This is a genomic window from Flavobacterium marginilacus, from assembly GCF_026870155.1.
Lineage (GTDB): Bacteria > Bacteroidota > Bacteroidia > Flavobacteriales > Flavobacteriaceae > Flavobacterium > Flavobacterium marginilacus.
Map to the genome: position 1 here is coordinate 370,836 of NZ_CP113975.1, position 24,556 is coordinate 395,391.

Sequence of the window (24,556 nt, forward strand, 5' to 3'; positions counted from 1 at the left end):
TAGATACCAATTATGAAAACAGAAGAATTAACAAATAATGTTTTGAAAGCGCTGGATGAAATCAGACCTTTTTTGAATTCAGACGGCGGAGACATTAAGCTCATTTCAATTGATGAGGGAAAGCATGTCAAAGTTAGGCTTGAAGGAGCCTGTACTAGCTGCAGTGTTAACCAAATGACTTTGAGAGCAGGTGTAGAAACAACTATAAAGAAGTATGCACCTCAAATTGAAACAGTGGTAAATATCATGTAAACAGTATAAAAAGAAGGACATTTTATTTTGAATAAAATTTAGATTTTTTTTAACGAAAAAAATCATTAACAAAACGAAAAATGTCATTTTTACACTTCTTGGATTTGAAACTTATACTTGTTAAAATAGAGTAAAAAGAGGGTTTTTAGAAGATTATCATTAAGGAATTACTAATATAACAGCGTTTTTTTTCACTATGTGTAAAAAACAGTGTAAATAATTCAAATTTATTTCGACTGGTTTTTCGAATAAAAATTTACATTTGTAACACTAACTTACAAATTTTGAATTATGAAAAAGCTTTATTTATTGACCGTTTTATTATGTCTTTTTAAAACATATGGACAGGAACCAATTCAAGAGGCATTTGTTACTAAAACTTATGTGAATGTTGATGATGAATGGAATGAAATAAATTTTAGTAAGATTATAGATATTTGGTCTAATAGAACAGGACAGTTAAAAATATCTAATGCTGAATTTTTGAAGGAACTTAGTGGCGGTAAGGCAAATATGTTAGAGAACAGCGCCTATGTAACTGCTGAATTTTCTTCTCAGGTGCAGACCAAAACTAAAACGGATAAAAATGGTTTAGTAAATTTGACATATGAAGGAAAACTCATTTTTAAAACACATGACGGGACATATGCCCCAAATGCAGTAGTGGTTTTTGTAATTCATAATGCAGATGTTATTGGTTTAAAAATATTAAACAAAGAAAATAGAAAAGAAATGGCGGTAGATCTTGAGGTAAAAGGTTAAAAAAAACAAGGGCTGCCGTTTTATAAAGAAATAAATAAGATAGTATAATAAATGGATGTTTTAATTAAGATTAAAGATAGAGAAGGAATAATTCATGATTTACAGGCGCCTACAGATATGGCGATGAACATAATGGAACTTTGCAAAGCTTATGAGCTTCCTGTAGAAGGAACTTGTGGCGGTATGGCAATGTGTGCATCTTGTCAGTGTTATGTTCTTAATGATGTTGAGCTGCCAGAAATGGGAGATGACGAAGAGGCTATGCTGTCAGAAGCATTTTATGTAAAATCAAACAGCAGATTAGGCTGTCAGATTCCTATAACTGAAAGTCTTGACGGATTAGAATTAGAACTAGCTCCAGAAAATTAATCTTAACATCTTAAAGAAAAATAAACGTAAAAAAGCAGGGTTTGATTTTTATTAAAAAATTAGATTCTGTTTTTATTATAGTTTAGTATTTATTGTGTCTAATATCAGAAAAGCTGTCTCCCATTTTTGCGGAGGCAGCTTTTTTTGTTTTTATTAGGTTTCTCCAAACGCTAATAAGGATTTGGTTATTGAGCTAAAAAAGCCTATAGTATTAAAAATTTGAAAGAAAGACCTGTCTTTGGCTGTAAATTGATACTTGTATTTTTTGAGCTCTTTTGTTATTTTGAAGCGCAATTCCGTTTTTTCTATAGTACTTCGTTAAGATTTTGGCTGTATTTGAAATCCTCTCCGAATTAAACAGTATGTAAAATCTTATTTTTTATTTGCTCCCTTTTTAATTTACAGGTGATTTTTTCATTGTTTTTGTTTGGTGTCTTCTGTTTTCATAAGGAAAAGTTAATTGTTTAGTATGGGTTAATTATTAGGATTGAAAATCACTTTGAGCCAATAAAATCAAGGCTTCGTAATGTGTAATATTATGGTTAATTCCTTGAAGCAATATCTTTTTATTATGCATTTTTTTATTGATAATAAAAAAATAATTAAAATTTACAGGACGGGACAGGATAGTCTGAGGTAGGTGAACATGTATATTTGATCGTTAAGAAATAATTAAAAAAGTTAAAAAAAGTATAAATATTTATCAGCAATTTTATCTAAAAATGAAGAAAAAATTACACTACTATTTACTTGTCATACCTCTTTTAGCCATATCTTTTGGCTGTAGTTCCGATGTATATGATGAATACTATGCACGACCTGCAGGTCTTGAAGATCCTATTTATCAGCAATTGGAAGCAAGAGGGAATTTTAAAAATTTAACAGCCTTAATTGAAAAGGCGGGTTATAAAGATATTTTAGGAAAAGCAGGATATTGGACCATGTTTGCACCCAATGATGAAGCTTTTGCTAAATTTTTCCAAGAACAGGGTATCTCAGATGTAACTAAAATAGATGATGCTACTGCTGCTAAAATTGTTAAATATGCGCTTGTTTATAATGCTTTTATGAAAGACAGGCTGTCTGATTACCAATCGTCAAAAGGATGGGTAGCAGACAATGCATTCAGAAGAAGAACTGCTTTTTATGATGGTTTTGTGACTAAAACTATTAACGGTCAGCCGATGGTTATAGTAGGATCTAATCGTAACGGCGGTTATGTTTCAGGAGACTATAACAATAAATATATTACCTATTTTACGGATGAATATTTTAAGACTAAAAATTTAAGTTCTTATGATTTTAATTATTTCTATCCAGGAAAAGAGTATACAGGATTTAATGTTTTAGAGTCAAAAGTATTAGAAGCTGATGTTGTTGCTGAAAATGGTGTTATTCATGAAGTAGACAAAGTAAGTCTTCCATTAATGAATATCGATCAGTACCTAGAGCAAAACAGTAAATACAGCTTGTTTCATCAGATATTAGAAGAAAATCTTACCAGCTATGTTTATTATCAGCCGGCTACTACAGAATATTATAATTATACTGGTAAATCTGATAAGGTTTATGTCAAATTGTATGATCCTACTTTGGCATTTTCGCCTAATAATGAAAATTTTATAAAAACAGAAGACAATGATGGTCAGGCAGAAGCCTATACGCTTATTGCTCCGGAAAATAGTGTTTTAGAGGAGTTTATAAACAAAATTCTTCTTAAAAATTATCCTTCTCGTGATAAATTACCAAAGTATGTTTTTCAGGATTTAATAAATGCACACATGGTGCAGGGCGCTTTATGGCCTTCAAAGAATGATTTAGCAAATGGTTTGAAAGAAGATTTGACATTTAATTTTGCAACTGATATTATTGAGAAGAAAGTTTTAAGTAACGGATTTTTTTATGGTGCCAACAAAGTGCAGAAATCAAATTTATTTTATACTGTTTATACTTCTGCTTATTTAGATCCTAAATACAGTTTTGCAACTAAAATATTTAATGACGGATCTGGTATCAAAGAAATGATTAGTAACATAAATATTAAATATACTATTTTCCTTCCATCTGATACGGTATTAGGAGCTCTTGGTTTCAGCTGGGATTCAAGATTTCTGCAATGGGTATACATTAATCCTATAACAGGACAAACTGAAAACGGAAGTGCAGCCAGAAATAGATTAGTAAGACTTTTTTACAATTGTATCGTTCTTACGCCTAATGGGGAACTGAATAACATTGCAACTACTTCTGGGATTATCCGTACTGGAGATAATGAATTGCCAGGTGAGTATATTAAATGGTCTAACAACAAAGTTTATGCAGCCGGTGATGTTGCAAATGGAACTGTAACGAAAGTAATTGGCAAAGAATTACAGGAAAATGGAATCACCTATTATGTTGATAGTTTTCCACAATTTTCTACTGAATTTCAAGGTTTGGTTATTAAACGTTTAGCGGCAAGCAACACTGAATACAATAGTTTCTATCAATATCTTGCAAATTCTAAAATTTTTAATGCTGCAACAGGAAAAATTGAAGGGGTAGATCTGGGTACTTCGTATACTTTCATAGTCCCAAATAAAGCGGCTATTGCAAGAGCTGTTGCGGCTAAACTTCTTCCAGCTTCACCTAATCCAGCTTTACAGACTACAGGAGAAAGAGACTTGGTTGCCGAATTTATACAATACCATATTATTACTAATAAAACGGCTTCAAATGATGGATTGACAACTGGACAATGGGAAACCTTAAGAAAAAATGGACAGGGAGACAAGACATATGTTGCAGTAATTAGTGATGGTACAGCTAGAACATTATCGTTTAAGGATGAATCCGGAGATGAAAATGTGGCTGCTAATTTTATATCAGCAAGCAGTAATAATTTAGCAGACAGGTCTTTAATCCATTTAGTAGACAACTATCTTAAACTTAGAGAATCAAAATGAGACAACAAATTACAAATATATTTTACAGTTTAACATTTGCTTACATTATTCTGGCAGCTTTACCAGCTTTGGCACAACAAGGCAATAAAACTTTTTTAGTTCGTGGCCAAGTTATTGACGCAAGTGATAAACTCAGTATACCAGGAGCAACTATTGCAGAACAAGACGCTGAAAACCGTACTGTTTCTGGAGCGATATCGGATATTGACGGGAATTTCGCTATAAAGGTAAAAGATCCAAATAACAAGTTGTTTATTTCTACTATAGGATATAAATCGCAGCGTATTGATATTAAAGGAAGAGAATCAATCAAAATTTCACTAGTTTCTACTACAGAATCTCTTAATGAAGTAATTGTAAACAGTTCAAAAAAATCAGATAATGGTTTATTGAAAATTGACGAACGTAATAGAACTACTAGTTCTGTTTCTATAAACGCTGCGGACTTAGCTTACACCCAGGCACCAAGTATTGATGAGGCATTACAAGGGCGTCTTGCTGGTGTAGATATTACCTCAGATAGTGGTGATCCCGGAGCAGGTATGCAGATTAGAATTAGAGGAACTTCTTCAATTTCTGGATCTTCAGATCCTTTAATTGTAGTTGACGGAATGCCTTATGAAACTGCTGTGCCGCCAGATTTCAACTTTGGTACTGCCGATGAACAAAGCTATTCTGCTTTATTGAATATTTCCCCTACAGATATTGAAACTATAACTGTTTTAAAAGATGCAGCTGCTACAGCAATGTGGGGTTCGCGTGCCGCCAGCGGGGTTTTATTGATTACTACTAAACGCGGAGGTGTAAGTGCTCCAAAAATTTCATACACTTATAAAGCAACTTATGCCAAAACGCCTCCTACAGTTCCTATGTTAAATGGAGATCAATATTCTCAGCTGATCCCAGAAGAATATATGAATAGGAATGGTGTACCATTGAATACGCTGTTCATTAAAGAGTTTCAATATGATCCTCAGGATGTTTACAATTATAAGAATTACAGCCAAAATACAGATTGGATAGGAGCTATTACGCAAACCGGTAAAACTGGTGAGCATACTCTTTCTTTATCAGGAGGCGGTGAAAAAGCAAGATATTTTAGCTCGGTTGGATATTACAATTCTAAAGGTGTAACTAAAGGAACTGGTTTAGAGAGATTAAATACCAGATTGAATTTAGATTATGTTGTTTCTGATCGTATTCGATTTAGAACTGATATTTCTTATACGCATACTAATACACAGCGTAATTATGTGAATAGTTTTAACAATAGTGATGATAAGGATCTTTTGCGTGGAGTTGCTTACATTAAAATGCCGAATATGAGTATTTATGAATATGATGCGCAGGGTAATCTTACGCCAAATTATTTTACGCCAGCTTCAAATATTCAAGGTCTTTATCCTGGCACTTATAATCCAGTTGCAATGGCAGAATTTGCAACAAATGATCAAGTGGTAGATCGTATAACACCCCATTTTAACGTGAATGTTGATATTATTCCTAAAGAGTTATATGCTTCATTTGATCTGCAGTTTGATTATAGCAGTACAAAAAATAAATCTTTTTTACCACAGAATGCCACCGGAAGGCCTTTTACAGAAACTGTTGTAAATAGAGCTTCAGATGCTGATATTGACGGTTCTAATATTGTAACTAAAACTAACCTTGTTTATCAGCCAAATATTGGAAAAAATCAGACTTTGCAAGCTTTAGTGTCATTGCAGACCAATGATTATAAGTATAGCTCTCATGAAGCATTAACATCAAATACTGCTTCGTCTTTATTAACAGATCCATCAGTTCCGTCAAGAACTCAAAATTCTGAATTAAAGCTGGCAAGCGGTAGTAGTCAAGCTAGAAGCGTTGGTGCTTTAGCAAGTGTGAACTACGGCTTACTAGATCGTTATCTTATTAGTGCTGGTCTGCGTGTGGATGGAAATTCTAAATTTGGACCCGAAAACAGATATGGTTATTTTCCTTCTATATCTGGCCGTTGGAGAGTTTCTGGTGAACCCTTCATGAAAAATGTTACAGCAATTAATGATTTGAGTATTAGAGCCAGTTACGGAGAATCTGGCAGGGCTCCTAAAAAGGATTATCGCTACTTTAATACTTATAAGAACTATTCTACTCAGTATCTAGATCTCAATGGGGTTATTCCTTCTAATATTGAATTGAGTAATTTACGCTGGGAAACATTAAAAGGAACCAACTTAGGTTTTACCCTTCAAATGTTTAAAAACCGCGTGTCGTTAGATGTAGATTTGTATAGAAACTTGACTACCGACTTGATTTTTGAAGATATGGCGGTAACTAGTATTTCGGGTTATTCCTCTCTTGACCAAAACGCAGGGACAATGCAGAATACAGGATATGAAGTAAATCTTATTACAACTCCTTTTAAATCTAAAGACTGGAAAATTGATTTTAATTTCAATGTTTCAAGTAACCAAAACACTATTAAAGAAATTTCAGAATACTACGCAAGTGAAAGTGGAAATACCGATAAAAATGGTGAATATAAGCGTTTCCTTCAAATTGATAACCCGTTTGGTTCATTTTATGGCTACCGTTTTAAAGGAGTGTATTCAGATTTGGAAGCTACAAAAGCTACAGATGCCAGCGGAAATAAAATTACAGGACCTAATGGTGAAGAAGTTTTGATGCGTTTTAATTATCCGCTTACAGATTATGTGTTTCAGCCTGGAGATTCTAAATATGAAGACATTAATCATGATGGTAACATTGATAGCCGTGACGTAGTTTATTTAGGGAATAGTAATCCTAAATTTACTGGAGGTTTTGGACCAAATTTAGCTTATAAAAACCAATACTTTTTATTGTTTTATTTTACTTATAGATTGGGTTATGATGTTATCAATGGTGCCGATATGTATGCTACCAATATGTATGGATATAGCAATCAAAGCACAGCTGTATTATCGAGATGGCGTAATCCTGGTGATGTAACAGATATGCCAAGAGCTGTTTTTGGAGCGGGGTATAATTGGTTAGGTTCAGATCGTTATGTTGAAGACGCTTCTTTTGCTCGTCTTCGCTCTGTAACATTCCGCTACGCATTTAACGCAAACTTCATAAAAAAGATAAGACTTACTGAATTGAGCTGTTATGCAACTGCAGATAACCTATTTACTTTTACGAACTATAAAGGACAAGATCCTGAGGTGAATATGAGTAAAGGAGCGTTTGGTTTAGCAATTGATAATTCTAGTACACCGCCAACAAAACGTGTTACTCTTGGACTTTCTGTTCGTTTCTAATAATAAAATTTGAATTATGCAAACTAAAATAAAAACAATTTTATCAATATTCATCTTATTAGTCTCCACAATTTCGTGTGATTCTTATTTAGATTTAAAACCGCAGGACGGAATTATTCGTGCTGAATTTTGGCAAACCAAAGAAGATATTCAAGCCGCAGTTGCCGGAATTTATTCTTCCTTATTACAATCACCTCCTGGAGTAAGTGATTTGCCAATAAGCCAGTATTTGTTCGTGTATGGAGATTTAAGAGGTGACATGGTAGCTCCAGGGAGTTTTGCAAGCGATGACCAAAGAGGTATTATGAACTCAAATATTACACCTTCTAATGGCCTAACAAATTGGGATGCCTTTTACAGGACCATTAATTACTGTAATACTGTAATAGATTTGGCACCAGCTGTTTTACAAAAAGATCCAACTTTAACTCAGGGTCAATTAAATAATTTTCTTTCTGAAGCTTTAGCAGTAAGAGCCTATTTATATTTTACACTGGCTCGTACTTTTAGAGATGTCCCTTTAAAATTAACTGCTACATTAACCGATCAAGATAATTTTCAGATAGCAGCTTCACCTCAAGCCGAAATATTTGCTCAGGTAATCAAAGATCTTAAATTAGCTGAAAGCTATGCGGTAGAAGATTATGGAACCAATCTATATAATAAAGGACGTATCACAGTTTATGCTATTAATGCGATGCAGGCAGATGTTTATTTGTGGACAGATAATTTTCAAGAAGCACTGGTTGCCGCAAATAAGGTAGTAGATTCTAAAAAATTCAGTTTGTACCAATCTACAAGTTACGGTACTTGGTATAATACGGTTTTTGCTAATGGAAATTCTGTTGAAAGTATTTTTGAATTCCAATATACAACAGCAAACTTAGGTCCTTTTTATAGTATTTTTTTACAAAGACCGCAGTTTATGATTTCTGGGACAGTCGCTGAAAAAGTTTTTGGAGTTGACTTTGATGATCTAAGTAAGAGAGATATTCGTGGTGAAAATTGTTCTATAATAGCTTCAACAAATCAGATTTGGAAATTCGTTGGTAACAGTGAAGGTTTCAAAGCCTTGCAAGATTCAGATACCCACTGGTTTCTCTATCGTTATGGTGATGTGCTGCTATTGAAGGCAGAAGCTCTTGCTGAATTAAATCAAGGGGCAGAGGCACTTGCAATTGTTGATGATATTAGGCTAAAACGCCGTGCAATATCTCAGACAGCTCAGTCTCCTGGTGCTTCAAGTAAAAATGGTGTTATAGATTATATATTGGCAGAGCGCTCCCGTGAATTGGCTTTTGAAGGTAAACGCTGGTTCGATATGCTTAGAGTTGCCAGAAGAAACAACTATGCTCGAAAAGACATTCTTATTAATGCCGCTGTTGAGAATGCTCCAGCCGATCAGCAGCAATCAATTATAGCCAAATTGCAAGATCCTAATAGTCATTATTTACCAGTTAATATTGGCGAACTATATACTAATAAAGCACTAGTACAAAACCCATTTTATAAATAATAAATAAATAAGACATGAAAAGATTATTAAGATTACCTAGCTTCTTGAGACTTACTTTAGTGTTTTTGATTGTTCTGATATTTCAAAACTGTACTGAGCAAAAAATAAAAGAAGGCACTGATAAAACTCCTAATATCACCGAATATTTAAGACAGAATCCAGACTACTCTATGTTTTTAGAAATTCTGGATATAACGAATTATGCTTCCTACATGAATACGTATGGGACTTTTACATTATTTCTTCCGACTAATGATGCCGTAAAACAGTATTTAAAGGATTTGGGAGTTAGTTCATTAAAAGAAGTTCCTGTAGAAGATTTGAAAAAAATAGCTAAACTGCATATTTTAGACAAAACCATAGCAACTACTTCATTTACAGATGGAAAAATCCCAACACCGAGTTTACAGGGGCAATTTTTAATAACTGGAAATATTGTTGTCAATGGCGTTTCTAGTGAAACTGTTAATAAGACATCAAATATTGTAGTTTCAAACATAATCGCGGGTAATGGAATTATTCATGCTATTGATAAAGTACTGCGTGTTGCAGACAAAACAATAGCACAAAGCATTGAAGCCGATAAAAATCTTTCATTATTTACCGAAGTTTTAAAAGCTACAGGATGGTATGATAAATTAAATCAGCCTATTGTTTATGATGCAAATAAAGTTGGTAGTTTTTTAACGGTTTTAGGAGAAAGTAATGAAGTTTTAAGTAAAGCCGGCTTTAACACCTTAGACGATTTAAAGAAAAGATACAGTCATTTAAAAGATCCAACTAAAGCAGCTGATAGTTTGAATTTATATGTACAGTATCATGTATTGCCTAATTTAAATTATTTAAGTGACATGGCAATAACACCTGTGTTTGAAACTAAAGCTCCGCTGGAAGTTATTAGCTCTCAATTAGACAAACAATCTATTTTATTAAATCACGATATTTTTAATGGATTACAAGAGCAGGGTGTTGCAATAGTAAGAGATCCAAGTAATACAACTTGTTCTAATGGGGTACTGCATTATGTAGACGGACATTTCACTATTAAAAAACGTGTGGCTGCACCAGTTTATTTTGATTTATGTAATCAGCCGGAAATGGTTGCGAATGTTGCTAATTATAGAAAAACGGCAGGAGTAACTTTCAGTTTTGTATTTGGAGGTCTTGCTAATGTTACTTGGACAGGAAATAAGACATATACTATGTCATGGCAGCCTTATTCAGGAGCAGCTAATGGGGATCTTTGGAATATTTTCCGTTTCCGTACTGGTACTGGAGGTTTGAATGAGATTGAGTTCGATACTCCGGTAATTATCAAAGGAAAATATAAAATTTGGGTTTCCTATCGTGCACATGCTAAAGCTTCTCCTAATACAAAGGTATTTTTTAATGGGGTACAAACTTCTAGAATTATCAATCAGACTGAATTTCCAAATGACCCTAGTGTTGCCACAACAGGTATAAATGACAGGGTATTAGAATCACAAGGTTACAAACGTCATATATTTCCATTTGTTAAGGGTGATGCTCTCAATTCTAGATTTGTAGGTATTGTAGAAGTATTAACAACTGGAAAACATAAAATTAAGTTTGTTACAGATGCATGTACAGGCTGTAGTGCAGGAGATGCAGACAGGTTTGATATGGTTGAATTCCGTCCGGTAGATATGGATCAGATATGGCCAAAATTTAAACCTGGTTATGGCGGCGGTTTTGTTCAAAGAACCGATGCAACGAAAGGGGATAATGGTAACAGCGGATATTAATATTATAAATGAATATAAGTTCAAACTTAATTAAGTAAAAATGATCATATTAAATTTAAATTATAAAAGACTATTGGTTAGTTTGTTAACTGTAGCTTTAGTTTCTTGTTCTAACCCTTGGGATGATAGGGAAAGCAATGGAGATTCCAATCTGGATGTTACGCTTAATGAAGCCATTACAAATACAGCTGAAGTATCACAGTTTGGGAAATTATTGATCCAAACAGGTTATGATAAAGTTTTGGCCGCTTCAAAAACTTATACTGTTTTCGCACCTACTAATGAAGCACTGGCTAAGGTAGACGCAGCGATACTCAATGATGCTGAGTCGCTTAAAAAATTTGTGGCCAATCACATTGCATTAACTTCTTTTTCATCGGTAAGAAAAAATACTGAGGACAAAATCTTAATGTTAGATGATAAATATTTAATATTCAAAGGAAGTACAGCTATTGGCGATGCTGCTATTGTTACTGCTGATCATTATGCTGCTAATGGAGTGTTTCATATTATTAATAAAGCGCTTACTCCAAAATTAAATATTTGGGAATATATTAATGCTAATAAAGGTACTTCGGCAATGAGTGCGTATTTAGTGTACTTAAAAGAATTCAGTATTTACAAAGAGGATGCTGATGCAAAAGCCAAAGCTGCCACTGGATTTCTTGCAGATTCTTTATCTAATTCCTATTTAAGAAATGTGTATAATCTTAACAATGAGAAAAATTCATATACCCTTTTCTTAATGGAAGATGCCGGTTACAATGCCGAAGTAACTAAAATGAAACCGTATTTGACTAAAACATCAAATGATCCTAAAAAGGATTCAACGGCAATTTACAGTAGCTATTTCACGACTAGAGATTTGGCTTTTCCTAAAGCTTACAAAAAAAGTGAACTACCTAAAACATTAACATCAAGATTTGGAGTTCAGTTTGATGTAGATCAAACGCAGATTGTAGGTGAGCCAATACAGTTAAGTAACGGAATTATTTACATCATGAAAAAAGTTGATGTTAAACTTTCAGACCGTTTAGTTCCTACAGTAATCCAAGGAGAAGCTTATACAGGTTATGGTAATGGATCCCGCAGTAGTTTTTCGTCTCGCGAACTGATAGATCCAACAACTGGACTGCCTTATAACGATATTATGGCGCCAGCTCCCGGTGCGGCTCAGTTTTATATGACTTATGCTGCAAAGGACATGTTCAGTACTACTTATAAGGTGTATTGGCGCGCAATAAACGATCAGTTAACTGTTCCTATTTCTCAGAGATTGCAAGTAGGCGGAAAATTGCAGATAACGGGTATTGTAATTTCGGTGTTAAATCCTTTAAAAGATTTTGGATATAAAGATGTTTTGGTCAAAGATTATAACCCATTCTTGTTAGGCAGTTTTGATATCACTCAATCTGGAAATATTGATTTGATTACATTATGGGCTGGTACTGTGGCCAAAAACCCGCTCACTATTGATTATTTGAAATTTGTTCCAGACGTTAAAAAATAATATATTATAAAAAATTAGTTATGCTAAAAATTATAAAACTAACTTGCCTTGTAAGCCTATTTTTTGCTGGTGGTCTTGAAGCGCAATTGTATGCGCAGACAACAAAGGATTCAACTGCAATAGTTCCCCAGAAAAAAGTACAGGGAATTTTAGTACAAGGTGTTGTTAAAAGTGCAAAAACCAATACAGCTTTATCAGGAATCAATATTGCTGTCGAAGGATTTTCAGCAGCCATTTCCAATAATGACGGTAGTTTTGAAATTCGGGTTCCAAATTTACAGGCACTGCTTACTATTAGCGGGCAGGATTTTCAAACTAAAGTTTACCCTGTTAAAAACAGAAAATCAGGTTTGAATATAGTATTAAGTGAAGCCTATTATTCTCCTACTTATCTTAATGCGAGTTTGCCGTCTGGCGACCTTATGCAGTATAATAATACCAGCGCAGCAAGTGTAGTTAATTTTAAGAAAGAGCAATGGTCAGCTCCTGTAACAGAATCTGTGGCAGGATTTCTTCAGAGCAGAACTACTGGTTTAACCAGTATTAAAAATTCAGGTGCTCCTAATGCAGGCAGTTATTTGGCTTTAAGAGGTTTTAATTCATTATATGGAAGTAATAGACCCTTAATTATTGTAGATGGAATGATTTATGATGATGAAGATTATGGATCTGGAATCATAGCAAATAACGATTCTTCTCCTTTAACGAATATTGATGTTAAAGATATCGAAGACATAACAATTATGAAAGATGGTACTTCATTATATGGAACCAAAGGAGCCAATGGAGTAATAAATATTACAACTACCCGTGCTGCCGAGTTATCAACTAAAATTGATTTCACGATGTATGGAGGAGTTAATCAAACTCCGGATGAAATGCCTTTATTAGATGCTGATGGCTACCGTACTCACCTTTCTCAGTTAGAAGCTACACGTGGTTTATCACAACAGCAAATTGCCAGTTTGCCGTATATGAATGATAATGTTGGTTCTCCAGGGTATTACAAATACCATAATCTGACCAATTGGCAGGATAAAGTTTTTAAATCCAGTATTAATCAAAATTACTTCCTTAAAGTTCGCGGAGGCGATGATATTGCAAAGTTTGGTTTATCTGTAGGTTATCTTGACAGTAAAGGAATAATCGATAAAACAGATTCAAAACGTTACAGTGTTCGCTTGAATGCCGCTTTACGATTAACCGAAAAATTGAGCGTTGATGCTAACCTGTCGTTTATTAACAACCAACAAAACCAATGGAATCAAGCATTTTCAAACACTAGCCCGCTCTATTTAGCACTAACTAAATCTCCTTTATTATCAGAAAACATTGTTAGTGACGCAGGTGAATTTTCTCCTAACTTAGCTGATGTTGATTATTTTAATGTAAGTAATCCCAAAGCTATTTTGACAAACGGATTTGGTACAAATAATAACTACCGCTTTTTTGGTAATTTAAAATTCAATTATGAGTTAAGCAAAGCTTGGAATATTACTTCAATAGTTGGTTTGAGCTTCAATAAAGAAAGAGAATTATTTTTTATACCTGATAAAGGAGTTGCTGATTTTATTTTACCAACTGCAGTTGGTAAAAACAGCTCTGGAAGTGAAGTTCAAACTTATAATGGTCTTTATACAGATACTTTTGCCAGCTACATGAAAAAGTTTTATAATGATCATAATTTAGATGTTCGTTTTGGATTTAGGGCTCAAAGCAATAAAACTGAAACTGATTTAGGCTTAGGATTCAATTCTTCAACCGATGATTTTACTAGTGTAACCGCAAGCTCAAGTTTGCTGCGTGTTGTAGGAGGAGAATTAGGAGAATGGCACTGGTTAAATATGTATGCCAGCGGGAACTATAATTTCCGTAATAAATATTTTCTTACTGCCAATTATGCTGTAGATGGTTCAAGCCGTTTTGGAGATGATCCGGAAACTGGAAAAAGTAAATATGCATTAATGACTTCCATTTCTGGAGCTTGGCTGATTTCATCAGAAGATTTTATGAAAGGTATAAATGATATAGATTATCTTAAATTAAGAGTTGGATTCGGAACAAGCGGAAATGACGATATTGGGAATTATACAGCACAAACTTATTATGTTTCTCAAAATTTATTAGGAATGCAAGGTTTGGTTCGAGGTAATATAGGAAACACTAACTTACAATGGGAGACAGTTTTAAAAACGAATTTAGGAGTAGATTTCGGAGTGTATAAAGAACGTATTAATGGTAGTTTTGATGTGTTTTCAAACAAAACATCTAATATGATTGTTTATGAAAAAACTGCTGCTGAAAATGGATTTGATTCCGTAGAGTCTAATAGCGGTGCAATGCGCACCTATGGGGTTGAATTAGGCATGAATGCCCGTGTAGTTAATACTCCAGATTTTACTTTTGACTTTGGATTTAAAGTAAGCCACTATAATAATGAGGTGCAGAGTTTACCAAGCGGCGATATTCTAACAGAATTTGGCGGTGCTGCTTATTTAACATCAGAAGGTAAAGATGCGAACTTATTTTATGGATTAAGAAGTAATGGAGTTTATAGTACTACTGCAGAAGCTGTTGCAACTGGATTGTCAAAGCGTTTAACAAATGGTGATTTAGTTCCTTTTGGCGGAGGTGATATGCGTTTTACTGATGTTAATGGAGACAAAATTATTGATGATAAAGACCGTGTGGTTATTGGTAATCCAAATGCAGCGGTAACAGGAAGTTTCAATACTGATTTTACCTATAAAAGATTTAGTCTAAAAGCTTTATTTAATTTTTCAGCTGGTAATGACCTTTATAATGGAGTGCGTTACAATCTTGAAAAAATGAGCGGTTATGAAAATCAAAGCGCTGCTGTTGCAAACCGCTGGAGAGCTGAAGGTCAGCAGACAGATATTCCAAAAGCAGTTTGGGGAGATCCAATGGGTAATGCAGTATTTTCAGACAGATGGATTGAAGACGGTTCTTACTTAAGGCTAAAAAACTTAGTGATAGGCTATGATGTGCCTGTGAATGACAGTAAGCACGTTAAGTATATTCAGCTGTATGCTACTGCAAATAACTTGCTGACTTTTACTAAATATCTAGGATTCGATCCTGAATTTAGCGCTACTTCATCCATTTTTGGTCAAGGAGCAGATGTAGGTTTGGTTCCTCAGTTTACAAGTTACCAGCTTGGATTACGTTTAGGACTTTAAAATTATTTTTACAACATAGAGAACAGATCGATGATGACAATAATCAGAAAAAAAACAAAAAAGGTTGCCAAAACTTTCTTATTGGGGATGGCACTACTTCTTAGCCTAAGCTCTTGCGAAGAATATCTGGATGTACAGCCTCAGGATAAACTTGTTGACGAGCAGATGTACCGCAATGTATATGATGCCGATGCTGCAGTTATTGGGATATATGGTAAGTTTATGGGACTTGCAGGCAAATACGTTATGCTTAATGAAATGCGCGCAGACCTAATGACCACAACCGGTAATTCAGATCCCTATTTAAAAGAACTTTCAGAGCAAAATATTTCAGCAGAGAACCCTTATGTAAATCCAAAAGATTTTTACGAGGTTATTCAAAGCTGTAATGATGCCCTTAAAAATTTTGATATTATGGTTGCTGAAAAGAAATTTACACAATCACAATACGATCAGCGTTATGCCGATATCGCCTGTATCCGTTCCTGGATTTATTTACAGTTAGGAATTCAATATGGTACTGTTCCTTATATTACTGAGCCTATAACATCATTAGAGGATGTTAAGGATATCAATAAACACCCAAGACTTTCTTTTAATAAACTTCTTGAAGAACTTGTTAAGTTTACAGAAGCATTGCAGTATAAAGATTTATATGATTCTACCAGCAGCTTATTAACAACTGTTGATGGTTTTTATACAGATAGACTCTTTATTAACAAGCAATGTTTGTTAGGTGATTTACAACTTTGGAAAGGCAACTATCGTCAAGCTGCTGAGCATTACAAAACCGTAATGGAAACAGCTTCATGGAGACCAAGCAGTAATGATCTTTATCAAATATATCGCGTTACATACTCTGATTTTACAGTTGCATATCCAACCGGGCAAGCACAAGATGCTTCAGCATTGATTAATTCAGATACGCAGGGATGGAGATCTATGTTTTCTAGAACTAGAGATGCAACATGGAATTCAGAATGGATTTGGTCACTGCCTTTTGACAGTAGATTTGCACCAAAAAACCCATTTATAGCTATTTTTTCAAAAACTGGAGGTCAATATTTAGCAAAACCATCTCAAAGAGCAATAAATCTTTGGAAAAGTAATACACAAAGTAATGGTATTCCATATGATGCACGCGGTTCAAAAATGACTTATAAAATGGTAGGTAATGATCCTGTTATCATGAAATACCTTTACAAGTATGAAGCTGCAGCCGATGTTTTTAAAACAGATGGAGATTGGTTCTTATACCGCGCCGAAAAATTGCATCTGCGTTATGCAGAAGCAGCTAATAGAGATAATCAGTATAGAATTGCTGATGCAATTTTAAATAATGGGATACTGCGTGCTTTTAATCGTGGAAATCTTTCCGTTAGTGCGGATGATGTAACTAATGCTATGAATACGGTCGTACCAGGAAAAAACCAAAGATCTTTTCCTTATGATTTTGATGCCCGTCAAGGAGAACATCCTTATTATAGAGGTAACTGGTATCGTGGGACAGGTGTTAGAGGCCGCGCAAATTTACCAAACGCTGCTGTTGTTTTGACAGATAGTTTAACATCTATTGAAAATAATATCATCGATGAAGCCGCACTTTCACTTGCTTATGAAGGTAACCGTTGGGAAGATTTAGTTCGTATTTCATTACGCAGAAATAATCCAGCCTTTTTAGCAGATAAAGTGTATGATAAATTAGATAAAGAAGGAAATACTCATGCCGCAGAAGTTCGAGCTAAATTAATGAATATTAATAACTGGTACCTGCCATTTACTTGGAAATAATTTCATGATTTAACCTGTCCATATTTTTAAATTTTCTGTACCGAAAAACCTTAGTTGTGATTTAATATTACAGCTAAGGTTTTGTATTTAAAAACATGTGATAATAATTTTAATGTAGTTTAGTGTGGTGGTATAATATTCTTGTCTTTTTTGACGGCATATATTTCATTTAGGTCAATGATTTTTTGGAATAACAAACAATAAAATTTTAGTGATTTAAAATTCTGTATGTTCGATTGTATGGCTTTATGACAAAACAAAAGGCTGTTCTTTTATAGACTGCACCCAAAAGTTTAGACGAATTTATAATTAATTTTGATAATAATGAGCTCGATATTGTATCGGGCTCATTCCTTTTAGATTAAGTTTTATTCTCTCATTATTATAGTAATCTATATATTCGATTATTTCTTGTTTCAATTGATTAATAGAGCTGTATTTTTTAAGATAAAAAAGTTCAGATTTCAGGATTCCAAAGAAGTTTTCAATAATAGCATTGTCAAGACAATTTCCTTTTCTAGACATGCTTTGTTTAATTCCTTTTTGCTTTAATAAATACTGATATTGTTTCATTTGGTATTGCCATCCTTGATCTGAGTGCAAGATCAAATTTGTGTTATTTGATATTTTCCTAAATGATTTTTTAAGCATATTGACTATTTGATTAAAATGGGGTTTCTCAGATAATTCATAACTTATTATTTCTCCAATGAATTACCCCGAGGCAGAGCCTCGAGGTATCGCATTACTCAAAAGACAACCGTAGCTGATTTTTGTTAAACGATTTGTAAACAGTCTTTTCTTCTCCTTGATTTTGAATGTATTTCTGAATCACATTCTCATTACCATACTGACCAACCGTATTTACATAATATCCACTCGTCCAAAAATTACCTCCCCATAACTTACTTTTAACTTCTGGATGTAAACGAAAGAGCTCTTTTGCTGTAATACTTTTTACTGTCCTGACAATAATTTCAACAGAAATCTTTGGCACGCTTTGTATCAAAAAATGTACATGATTTTCATCTGCTCCTATCTCAACAAAATGAATTTCATATCGTTCCGAAATATTTCTACAAACTTCTACCAAACTCAGTTCTACATCCTCCGATAAAACATTTCTTCGATATTTTATCGGACAAACCAAATGATAAAGCAACAAGCTTTTATTATGCCGTTTGAAAATATGTTCACTCATCAAACAAATATACTAATCTTTGCGCATCACCCCGAGGCAGAGCCTCGAGGAATTCTTTTGATTAAATAAATCAATAATTGGAGAGAGATACAATTTACTTCCTGAGACGCTAAATTCAGTGATATCTGTTGCCCATTTTTCATTAGGTTTAACAGCCTTAAAATTACGCTGTAATATATTTGGGGCAATCTTCCCTTGTTCTCCTTTATATGATTTATATTTCTTGATTCGTATTAAACTCTTTAATCCTAAAACTTTCATTAGACGCAGTACAGTTTTGTGATTAATTACTATGCCTTTTTGTTTGATCAATAAAGTAATTCGCCTGTAACCTAATCTGCCTTTATGATGGTTGAAAATCTGTTTAATTAATTGCTTTATCTCTTGATATTTATCTATTGACTGACATTTCTTTTCATAGTAATAATATGTACTTCTAACCATATTTATACAATTTAGTAAAAGATCTAAATCATATTTATGCCTTAATTCCGTTATGGTTTTAGCTTTTTGTTTTGATTGGCTTGTTCGGCTTGAACTAAGGCATTGAACTTTTTTAGAATTTCGTTTTCTGCTCGCAGATACTCTAATTCCTTTAATAGTTCTTCTTCTCTTGTTAAAGGTTTGTCTGTTTTTCTTTGTTTTCTTTTAAAATTCATAACAATTGGTCTGCCTTTGGCTTTAGGTTTTAAGCCTGTTAAACCTTCTTCAGTATAACGAATTTGCCAACGTCTTATCATTGCACTTGACGGAATATTGAACAACAAACAAGCTTTACTCAAAGATAATGACTTGTTTTTAATAGTTTTTAGAACTTTTAATTTAAACTCTGCGCTATAATTTTTATTTTTTTGTATTGGCAAAAGACCTTTGTTGCCAAATTCAAGATAGCGACTAATCCAATCTTTAAGACCAGTTTTCCCAATACCATTTTCTTTTGCGACAACAGTTATTGCTTGATGCTTTTTTAAAACCTCATTTACACATCGAAGTTTAAATTCATAACCATACTTGACTTTTCTTTCCATAAAAATGCCCCCAAATAGTGTCTAACTTTTTGGGGGCAGTGCATTTAGGAACAGCCTCTTTGTTATCTAGAAATATATGGCAGTGCATTTCTACGCACAATATATTATTATAGATTAGCAACTAACCAGTCACCAACTTCGCTGGTTGAATATGCTTTTGCACCTTTTCCAGCCAAATCTTCAGTAACAATTCCCTGTTCTAATGACTTGTTTACAACAGCTCTGATGGCTTCAGCTTCGTCTTTTAATCCGAAAGCGTCTTCAAACATCATGGCAGCAGATAAAACAGTTGCCAATGGATTAGCAATATTCAATCCAGTTGCTTGCGGGTAAGAACCATGAATTGGCTCATAAAGAGAAGTATGCTCTCCAACAGATGCAGACGGCATTAATCCCATAGAGCCTGAAATCACAGACGCTTCATCAGTTAAAATATCTCCGAACAAGTTTTCAGTAATCAATACATCATAAGAGTTTGGCCATTGTACCAAACGCATTGCAACAGCATCAACAAACTCGTAAGAAACGGTAACTTCTGGGTAATCTTTTTCCATAGCTTGTACTGTTTCTCTCCACAAACGGGAAGTTTCTAGTACGTTTGCTTTGTCCACACAGCATAATTTTTTTGAACGCGTCATAGCCAGTTCAAATCCTTTTTTAGCCAAACGCTGTACTTCAGCTCTAGTGTATACACAGTTGTCAAAAGCAGTGTCTCCGCCGTCTTTTCTTCCTTTTTCACCAAAATAGATTCCGCCGGTTAATTCTCTTAGGAAAACTAAATCCGTTCCTTCGATTCTTTCTCTTTTTAATGGAGAATTGTCAATCAAAGAAGGGAAAGTAAAAGTCGGACGTACATTAGCAAACAAACCTAATTTTTTACGCATCAATAACAAACCTTGCTCTGGTCTTACCGGCGCGCTTGGATCATTATCATATTTTGGGTGTCCGATAGCTCCAAAAAGAACAGCATCGGCAGCCATACAAACTTCGTGAGTCTCATCTGGGTAAGGCACTCCAACAGCATCAATAGCACAAGCTCCAGTAAGTGCTGGAGTCCAAGTGATTTCATGGTTGAATTTTTTAGCAATAGCATCAGATACTTTAACTGCTTCGTTAACTACTTCTGGTCCGATTCCGTCTCCGGCTAAAAGGGCAATGTTGAATTTCATTTTTTTTAAGTTTTAAGTTTCTGAGTTACAAAGATTCTAAGTTTTTTGCTTAGTCTTTTTTAAATATTTTTTAGTTTTATAGTTGTATACGTTACTTAATTACCAATATTTTAAGAAAGTTTAGAAAATCTTAGCAACTTACAATCTTGGTAACTTAGCAACTTTTTTAATGAATCACATTCAGCATTTTTTGTGTTGCAATGATTGCAGCCACAGTCTGGTCTGAATCTAATCCTCTTGTTTTAAATTTCTTTTCGTTGTCTGTCCAAGTGATAATCGTTTCGCACAAAGCATCCGAGCTGCTTCCAGGAGGTATGCGAACTACATAATCGATCAGTTTTGGCAGAGTCATTTTTCTGCCTTTATATATTTTTGAAAGTGCATTCATAAAAGCATCAAACTGACCATCACCCTGTGCACTTTCTTCAAAAACTTCACCGTCAATTTTTAGGCAGAGTGTTGTCGAAGGGCGCAGTCCTTTGGCATGAGATAATAAATACGATTCCACTACAACTTTTTCCTTATACGTCTGGCTGTCCAAAACATCTGAAATGATGTATGGCAGATCTTCTTTGGTAACTGTTTCTTTTTTGTCGCCCAGTTCAATTATTCTCTGAGTAACTAATTTCAAATCTTCAGGGTTTAGTTTTAATCCTAATTCCTGCAGATTTTTTTCGATATTGGCTTTGCCTGATGTTTTTCCTAAAGCATATTTTCGTTTTCTCCCAAAACGTTCTGGAAGCAGATCATTAAAATATAAATTGTTTTTATTGTCTCCATCTGCATGAATTCCTGCAGTTTGTGTAAAAACATTGTCGCCAACGATAGGTTTGTTGGCAGGGATTCTATAACCTGTAAAAGTCTCAACCAGTTTGCTTACCGAGTATAAGGACGATTCTTTAATATTGATTTTCACCTCTGGAATAAAATCATTAATCACCGCAACCGTACTTTCCAGCGGTGCATTTCCAGCACGTTCTCCCATTCCGTTTACAGTAACATGCAGTCCGCTGATACCTGCTTTTATGGCTTCCATCACATTAGCAACACTCAGATCATAATCGTTGTGTGCGTGAAAATCAAAATGTATGTTAGGGTATTTTGAGGTAATTTTTGAAATAAATTCGAAAGTGTCTGATGGAATCAAAACTCCCAAAGTATCAGGCAGCAATATTCTTTTGATAGGCTGAGTCGTTAAAAAATCTAAATATTGAAAAACATATTCTGGAGAATTACGCATGCCATTACTCCAGTCTTCAAGATATACATTAGTAGCAATTCCGTTTTCATTTGCCAATGCAATAGACTGTGCAATTTCGGAAAAATGCTGTTCAGGTGTTTTTTTTAACTGATGAGTCAAATGGTTCAAAGAACCTTTCGTCAAAAGATTCTGTACTTTCGCTCCCGCTTTTTTCATCCATTCGATAGAAATGCCGCCATCTACAAAAGCCAATACTTCGATACGATTCGTATAGCCTTTTTCTGCGGCCCATGACATGATGCCGCTTACCCCTTGAAATTCACCTTCGCTCACACGAGCCGATGCAATTTCAATACGGTCAATATGTAATTCTTCAAGCAATAATTGCGCAATGGTTAATTTTTCTGCTGCCGAAAAGGATACTCCCGAGGTTTGTTCACCATCTCGAAGCGTCGTATCCATTATTTCAATTTTTCTTTTTTCCATTATTGTTTAATTATTGACTTATATTTTTTGTGTCAATTTTGGTTGTCAAAAGCCTTATGTCGAGCTTTAACAGATTTGTTTTTTATAATTCTTTAGGCGTGCCACCAATACAAAAACGGCAAAAGCTACTTTGTACATAGCCGTTTTTTATTGCTGTCGGGCTTTACGCTGCAATCTTTTTTATAAAATTCCAAGCTCCATTTTATAAAAAAGGATTTCCGCTTCAATCCCTCACGCGGTCGTCCGAAGAGAATTTATTGATTAAATATTATATTCTGCCTCGCACTTCATTTAATTTCATTGTCATCGAAATCGCTTCCGTTTCTACCCAATGATTATATTCTTCAATTGCTTTTAATCGCAAATCATTGTCTAAATAACCTTCTTCCACCATTTGAGGTGAACCGGCAACTTTAGACCAAATACCTATTTTCGATTTGTAATCTTCTCTTACTTTGGTATAAAACTCATCCGAATTGATTTTTTCAACCGAATGAAAGCCTACTTCTTCTAATAAAGCTGGCAAATCTTCTGCAATTCTATTGTTCATTCCGGCGTCCTGTCTCCATTTCAAGAATATATTATAAAATTCCTGCATGCTTTCCGGAGGCAAAGGATTCCAGTTTAAGTTTGTATGATCATAGTCCAAAATCGAAATCTGACCATTTGGTTTCAGCAACGATTTCATTTTTACTAAAGCCTCTTTCGGATTATTCAGCCATTGCAGCGTTCTTGCTGAAACGATTAAATCAAATTTTTCTTCAGGATTAAAATCGAATAAATCAATATGAATTAATTCCAGATTAGTTACTTCTTTATGTAATTCACGTCCATTTAAAATCAAACTTTCGGTGTTATCAATTCCAGTGACTTTTCCGTTTTCGCCAACTATGTTTGCAATATCTTTTGAAATAAAACCAGTAGCACATCCAATATCCAGAACTTTCATCCCTGGTTTCAGAATAGAAGACAAATGCCTGTAATCATTGGCAAGGCTTCTATCAAATACCTTAGTAGATTCCTGTCCGTCTCTTTGGATATGTTTGTTAGCTTTCATTTGTCTTAAAAATGCTATTTATTCTCCAAAACCATTTCATAATGTTCTACAACCGGAAACGGATTATAATAAGGATGCAACAATTTTTTCCATTCTAAATACGCTTCGGATTCTCTAAATCCAATGGTATGATCTTCTAATTTTTCCCAATCAACCAACAATAAATATTTGTTTTCTTCCTCGATAGATTTTCTTAAACTATGATTTAAATAACCTGGAATGGACTGTATATATTGACTGGCAATGGTAAAATCTTTTTCAAAATGAACTTCTTCTCCTTTGATTACCTGTAGAACAGCCACTTCTAAAACCATATGTATTTTATTTATAAACCCGACAGATTTTTTAAAACCTGTCGGGTGTTATTAAAATTAACCTGTAATTTTTATAATCTTAGTAAGGAAGTTTGTCAGCAAAAGCTACAATATCTTCTTTAATATTCTGTAAATAATCAATATCATCAAATCCGTTGATCATATTGTTCTTTTTGTATCCGTTGATATTGAAAGATTCTTTTTCGCCAGTACTTAATAAAGTAATAGTCTGTGCTGGTAAGTTAATTTCCAATTCTGTTTTTGGATCAGCTTCGATTGCTTTGAAAATTGTCTCAGCAAATTCAGGGCTTACCTGTACTGGCAAAACACCAATGTTCAGACAGTTTCCTTTGAAAATATCTGCAAAGAATGAAGAAACAACAGCACGGAATCCGTAATCGTAAACTGCCCATGCAGCGTGCTCACGAGAGGAACCTGAACCAAAATTTTTTCCTCCAACCAAGATTTTTCCTGAGTAAGTTGAATCGTTTAAAACGAAATCTGCTTTCGGAGTATCGTCTCCATTGTATCTCCAGTCACGGAAAAGGTTGTCTCCAAAACCTTCACGCTTTGTAGCTTTCAGGAAACGGGCTGGGATGATTTGATCTGTATCTACGTTTTCTATCGGTAGTGGCACTGCACTACTGGTAAGGATATTAAATTTATCGTATGCCATTTGATTTTTGATTTTTGATTAACGATTTC

Annotated in this window: 18 protein-coding genes and 1 pseudogene; 10 read left to right on the forward strand and 9 right to left on the reverse strand. The window is 34.2% G+C overall.

Annotation, left to right across the window (positions count from 1 at the left end; genetic code table 11):
• The first annotated feature begins 12 nt into the window (after window positions 1–12).
• From OZP07_RS01685 to OZP07_RS01730, 10 genes are all read left to right on the forward strand, one after another.
• Window positions 13–252, forward strand: coding sequence for a NifU family protein (locus OZP07_RS01685; protein WP_194640444.1), 240 nt, complete (start codon window positions 13–15; stop codon window positions 250–252).
• A 291-nt stretch (window positions 253–543) separates the two neighbouring features.
• Window positions 544–1,014 carry a hypothetical protein gene (locus OZP07_RS01690; protein WP_194640443.1) on the forward strand — a complete coding sequence of 157 codons (471 nt, stop codon included), beginning with the start codon at window positions 544–546 and terminating at the stop codon, window positions 1,012–1,014.
• Between the two features lie 51 nt (window positions 1,015–1,065).
• Window positions 1,066–1,383 carry a 2Fe-2S iron-sulfur cluster-binding family protein gene (locus OZP07_RS01695; RefSeq protein WP_194640442.1) on the forward strand — a complete coding sequence of 106 codons (318 nt, stop codon included), beginning with the start codon at window positions 1,066–1,068 and terminating at the stop codon, window positions 1,381–1,383.
• A gap of 722 nt (window positions 1,384–2,105) precedes the next feature.
• Window positions 2,106–4,328 carry a fasciclin domain-containing protein gene (locus OZP07_RS01700; protein ID WP_281637062.1) on the forward strand — a complete coding sequence of 741 codons (2,223 nt, stop codon included), beginning with the start codon at window positions 2,106–2,108 and terminating at the stop codon, window positions 4,326–4,328.
• Window positions 4,325–7,612: a SusC/RagA family TonB-linked outer membrane protein gene (locus OZP07_RS01705; protein WP_281637063.1), complete on the forward strand. Its 3,288-nt coding sequence runs from the start codon at window positions 4,325–4,327 to the stop codon at window positions 7,610–7,612. The genes OZP07_RS01700 and OZP07_RS01705 overlap by 4 nt, the downstream gene beginning before the upstream one ends.
• Window positions 7,613–7,628: 16 nt before the next feature.
• A complete protein-coding gene (locus OZP07_RS01710) occupies window positions 7,629–9,128 on the forward strand; it encodes a RagB/SusD family nutrient uptake outer membrane protein (RefSeq protein WP_281637064.1) in 1,500 nt (499 codons plus the stop codon).
• 14 nt (window positions 9,129–9,142) lie between these two features.
• On the forward strand, window positions 9,143–10,894 hold the full coding sequence (locus OZP07_RS01715) for a fasciclin domain-containing protein (RefSeq protein WP_281637065.1): 1,752 nt from the start codon (window positions 9,143–9,145) through the stop codon (window positions 10,892–10,894).
• 40 nt (window positions 10,895–10,934) lie between these two features.
• Entirely contained in the window at window positions 10,935–12,404 is a 1,470-nt protein-coding gene (locus tag OZP07_RS01720; RefSeq protein WP_281637066.1) for a fasciclin domain-containing protein, read from the forward strand.
• A 20-nt stretch (window positions 12,405–12,424) separates the two neighbouring features.
• Window positions 12,425–15,604, forward strand: coding sequence for a SusC/RagA family TonB-linked outer membrane protein (locus OZP07_RS01725; protein WP_281637067.1), 3,180 nt, complete (start codon window positions 12,425–12,427; stop codon window positions 15,602–15,604).
• An 87-nt stretch (window positions 15,605–15,691) separates the two neighbouring features.
• Window positions 15,692–17,395, forward strand: a complete 1,704-nt coding sequence (locus OZP07_RS01730) for a RagB/SusD family nutrient uptake outer membrane protein (protein ID WP_228520808.1) — start codon at window positions 15,692–15,694, stop codon at window positions 17,393–17,395.
• Between the two features lie 309 nt (window positions 17,396–17,704).
• Here the strand turns inward: OZP07_RS01730 and OZP07_RS01735 are convergent, their stop codons facing one another.
• From OZP07_RS01735 to leuD, 9 genes and pseudogenes are all read right to left on the reverse strand, one after another.
• The gene (locus tag OZP07_RS01735) at window positions 17,705–18,106 is read right to left on the reverse strand and encodes an IS3 family transposase (protein ID WP_432419572.1); all 402 of its coding nucleotides are present in this window, start codon (window positions 18,104–18,106) and stop codon (window positions 17,705–17,707) included.
• Between the two features lie 34 nt (window positions 18,107–18,140).
• Window positions 18,141–18,596: an IS200/IS605 family transposase gene (gene tnpA, locus OZP07_RS01740; RefSeq protein ID WP_194644296.1), complete on the reverse strand. Its 456-nt coding sequence runs from the start codon at window positions 18,594–18,596 to the stop codon at window positions 18,141–18,143.
• Between the two features lie 60 nt (window positions 18,597–18,656).
• A pseudogene (locus OZP07_RS01745) lies at window positions 18,657–18,980 on the reverse strand (IS3 family transposase); the annotation flags it as partial.
• A gap of 110 nt (window positions 18,981–19,090) precedes the next feature.
• On the reverse strand, window positions 19,091–19,624 hold the full coding sequence (locus OZP07_RS01750; RefSeq protein WP_281637069.1) for a helix-turn-helix domain-containing protein: 534 nt from the start codon (window positions 19,622–19,624) through the stop codon (window positions 19,091–19,093).
• Window positions 19,625–19,731: 107 nt separating this feature from the next.
• A complete protein-coding gene (gene leuB / locus OZP07_RS01755; protein ID WP_194640435.1) occupies window positions 19,732–20,793 on the reverse strand; it encodes a 3-isopropylmalate dehydrogenase in 1,062 nt (353 codons plus the stop codon).
• Window positions 20,794–20,959: 166 nt separating this feature from the next.
• The gene (locus tag OZP07_RS01760; RefSeq protein ID WP_194640434.1) at window positions 20,960–22,480 is read right to left on the reverse strand and encodes an alpha-isopropylmalate synthase regulatory domain-containing protein; all 1,521 of its coding nucleotides are present in this window, start codon (window positions 22,478–22,480) and stop codon (window positions 20,960–20,962) included.
• A 268-nt stretch (window positions 22,481–22,748) separates the two neighbouring features.
• A complete protein-coding gene (locus OZP07_RS01765; protein ID WP_194640433.1) occupies window positions 22,749–23,537 on the reverse strand; it encodes a methyltransferase domain-containing protein in 789 nt (262 codons plus the stop codon).
• Window positions 23,538–23,551: 14 nt separating this feature from the next.
• Complete coding sequence (locus OZP07_RS01770; RefSeq protein ID WP_281637070.1) at window positions 23,552–23,851, reverse strand: antibiotic biosynthesis monooxygenase family protein; 300 nt, start codon at window positions 23,849–23,851, stop codon at window positions 23,552–23,554.
• A 79-nt stretch (window positions 23,852–23,930) separates the two neighbouring features.
• Window positions 23,931–24,527 (reverse strand): 3-isopropylmalate dehydratase small subunit, encoded by a 597-nt coding sequence (gene leuD, locus OZP07_RS01775; protein ID WP_281637071.1) that lies wholly within the window; start codon window positions 24,525–24,527, stop codon window positions 23,931–23,933.
• Window positions 24,528–24,556 lie beyond the last annotated feature (29 nt).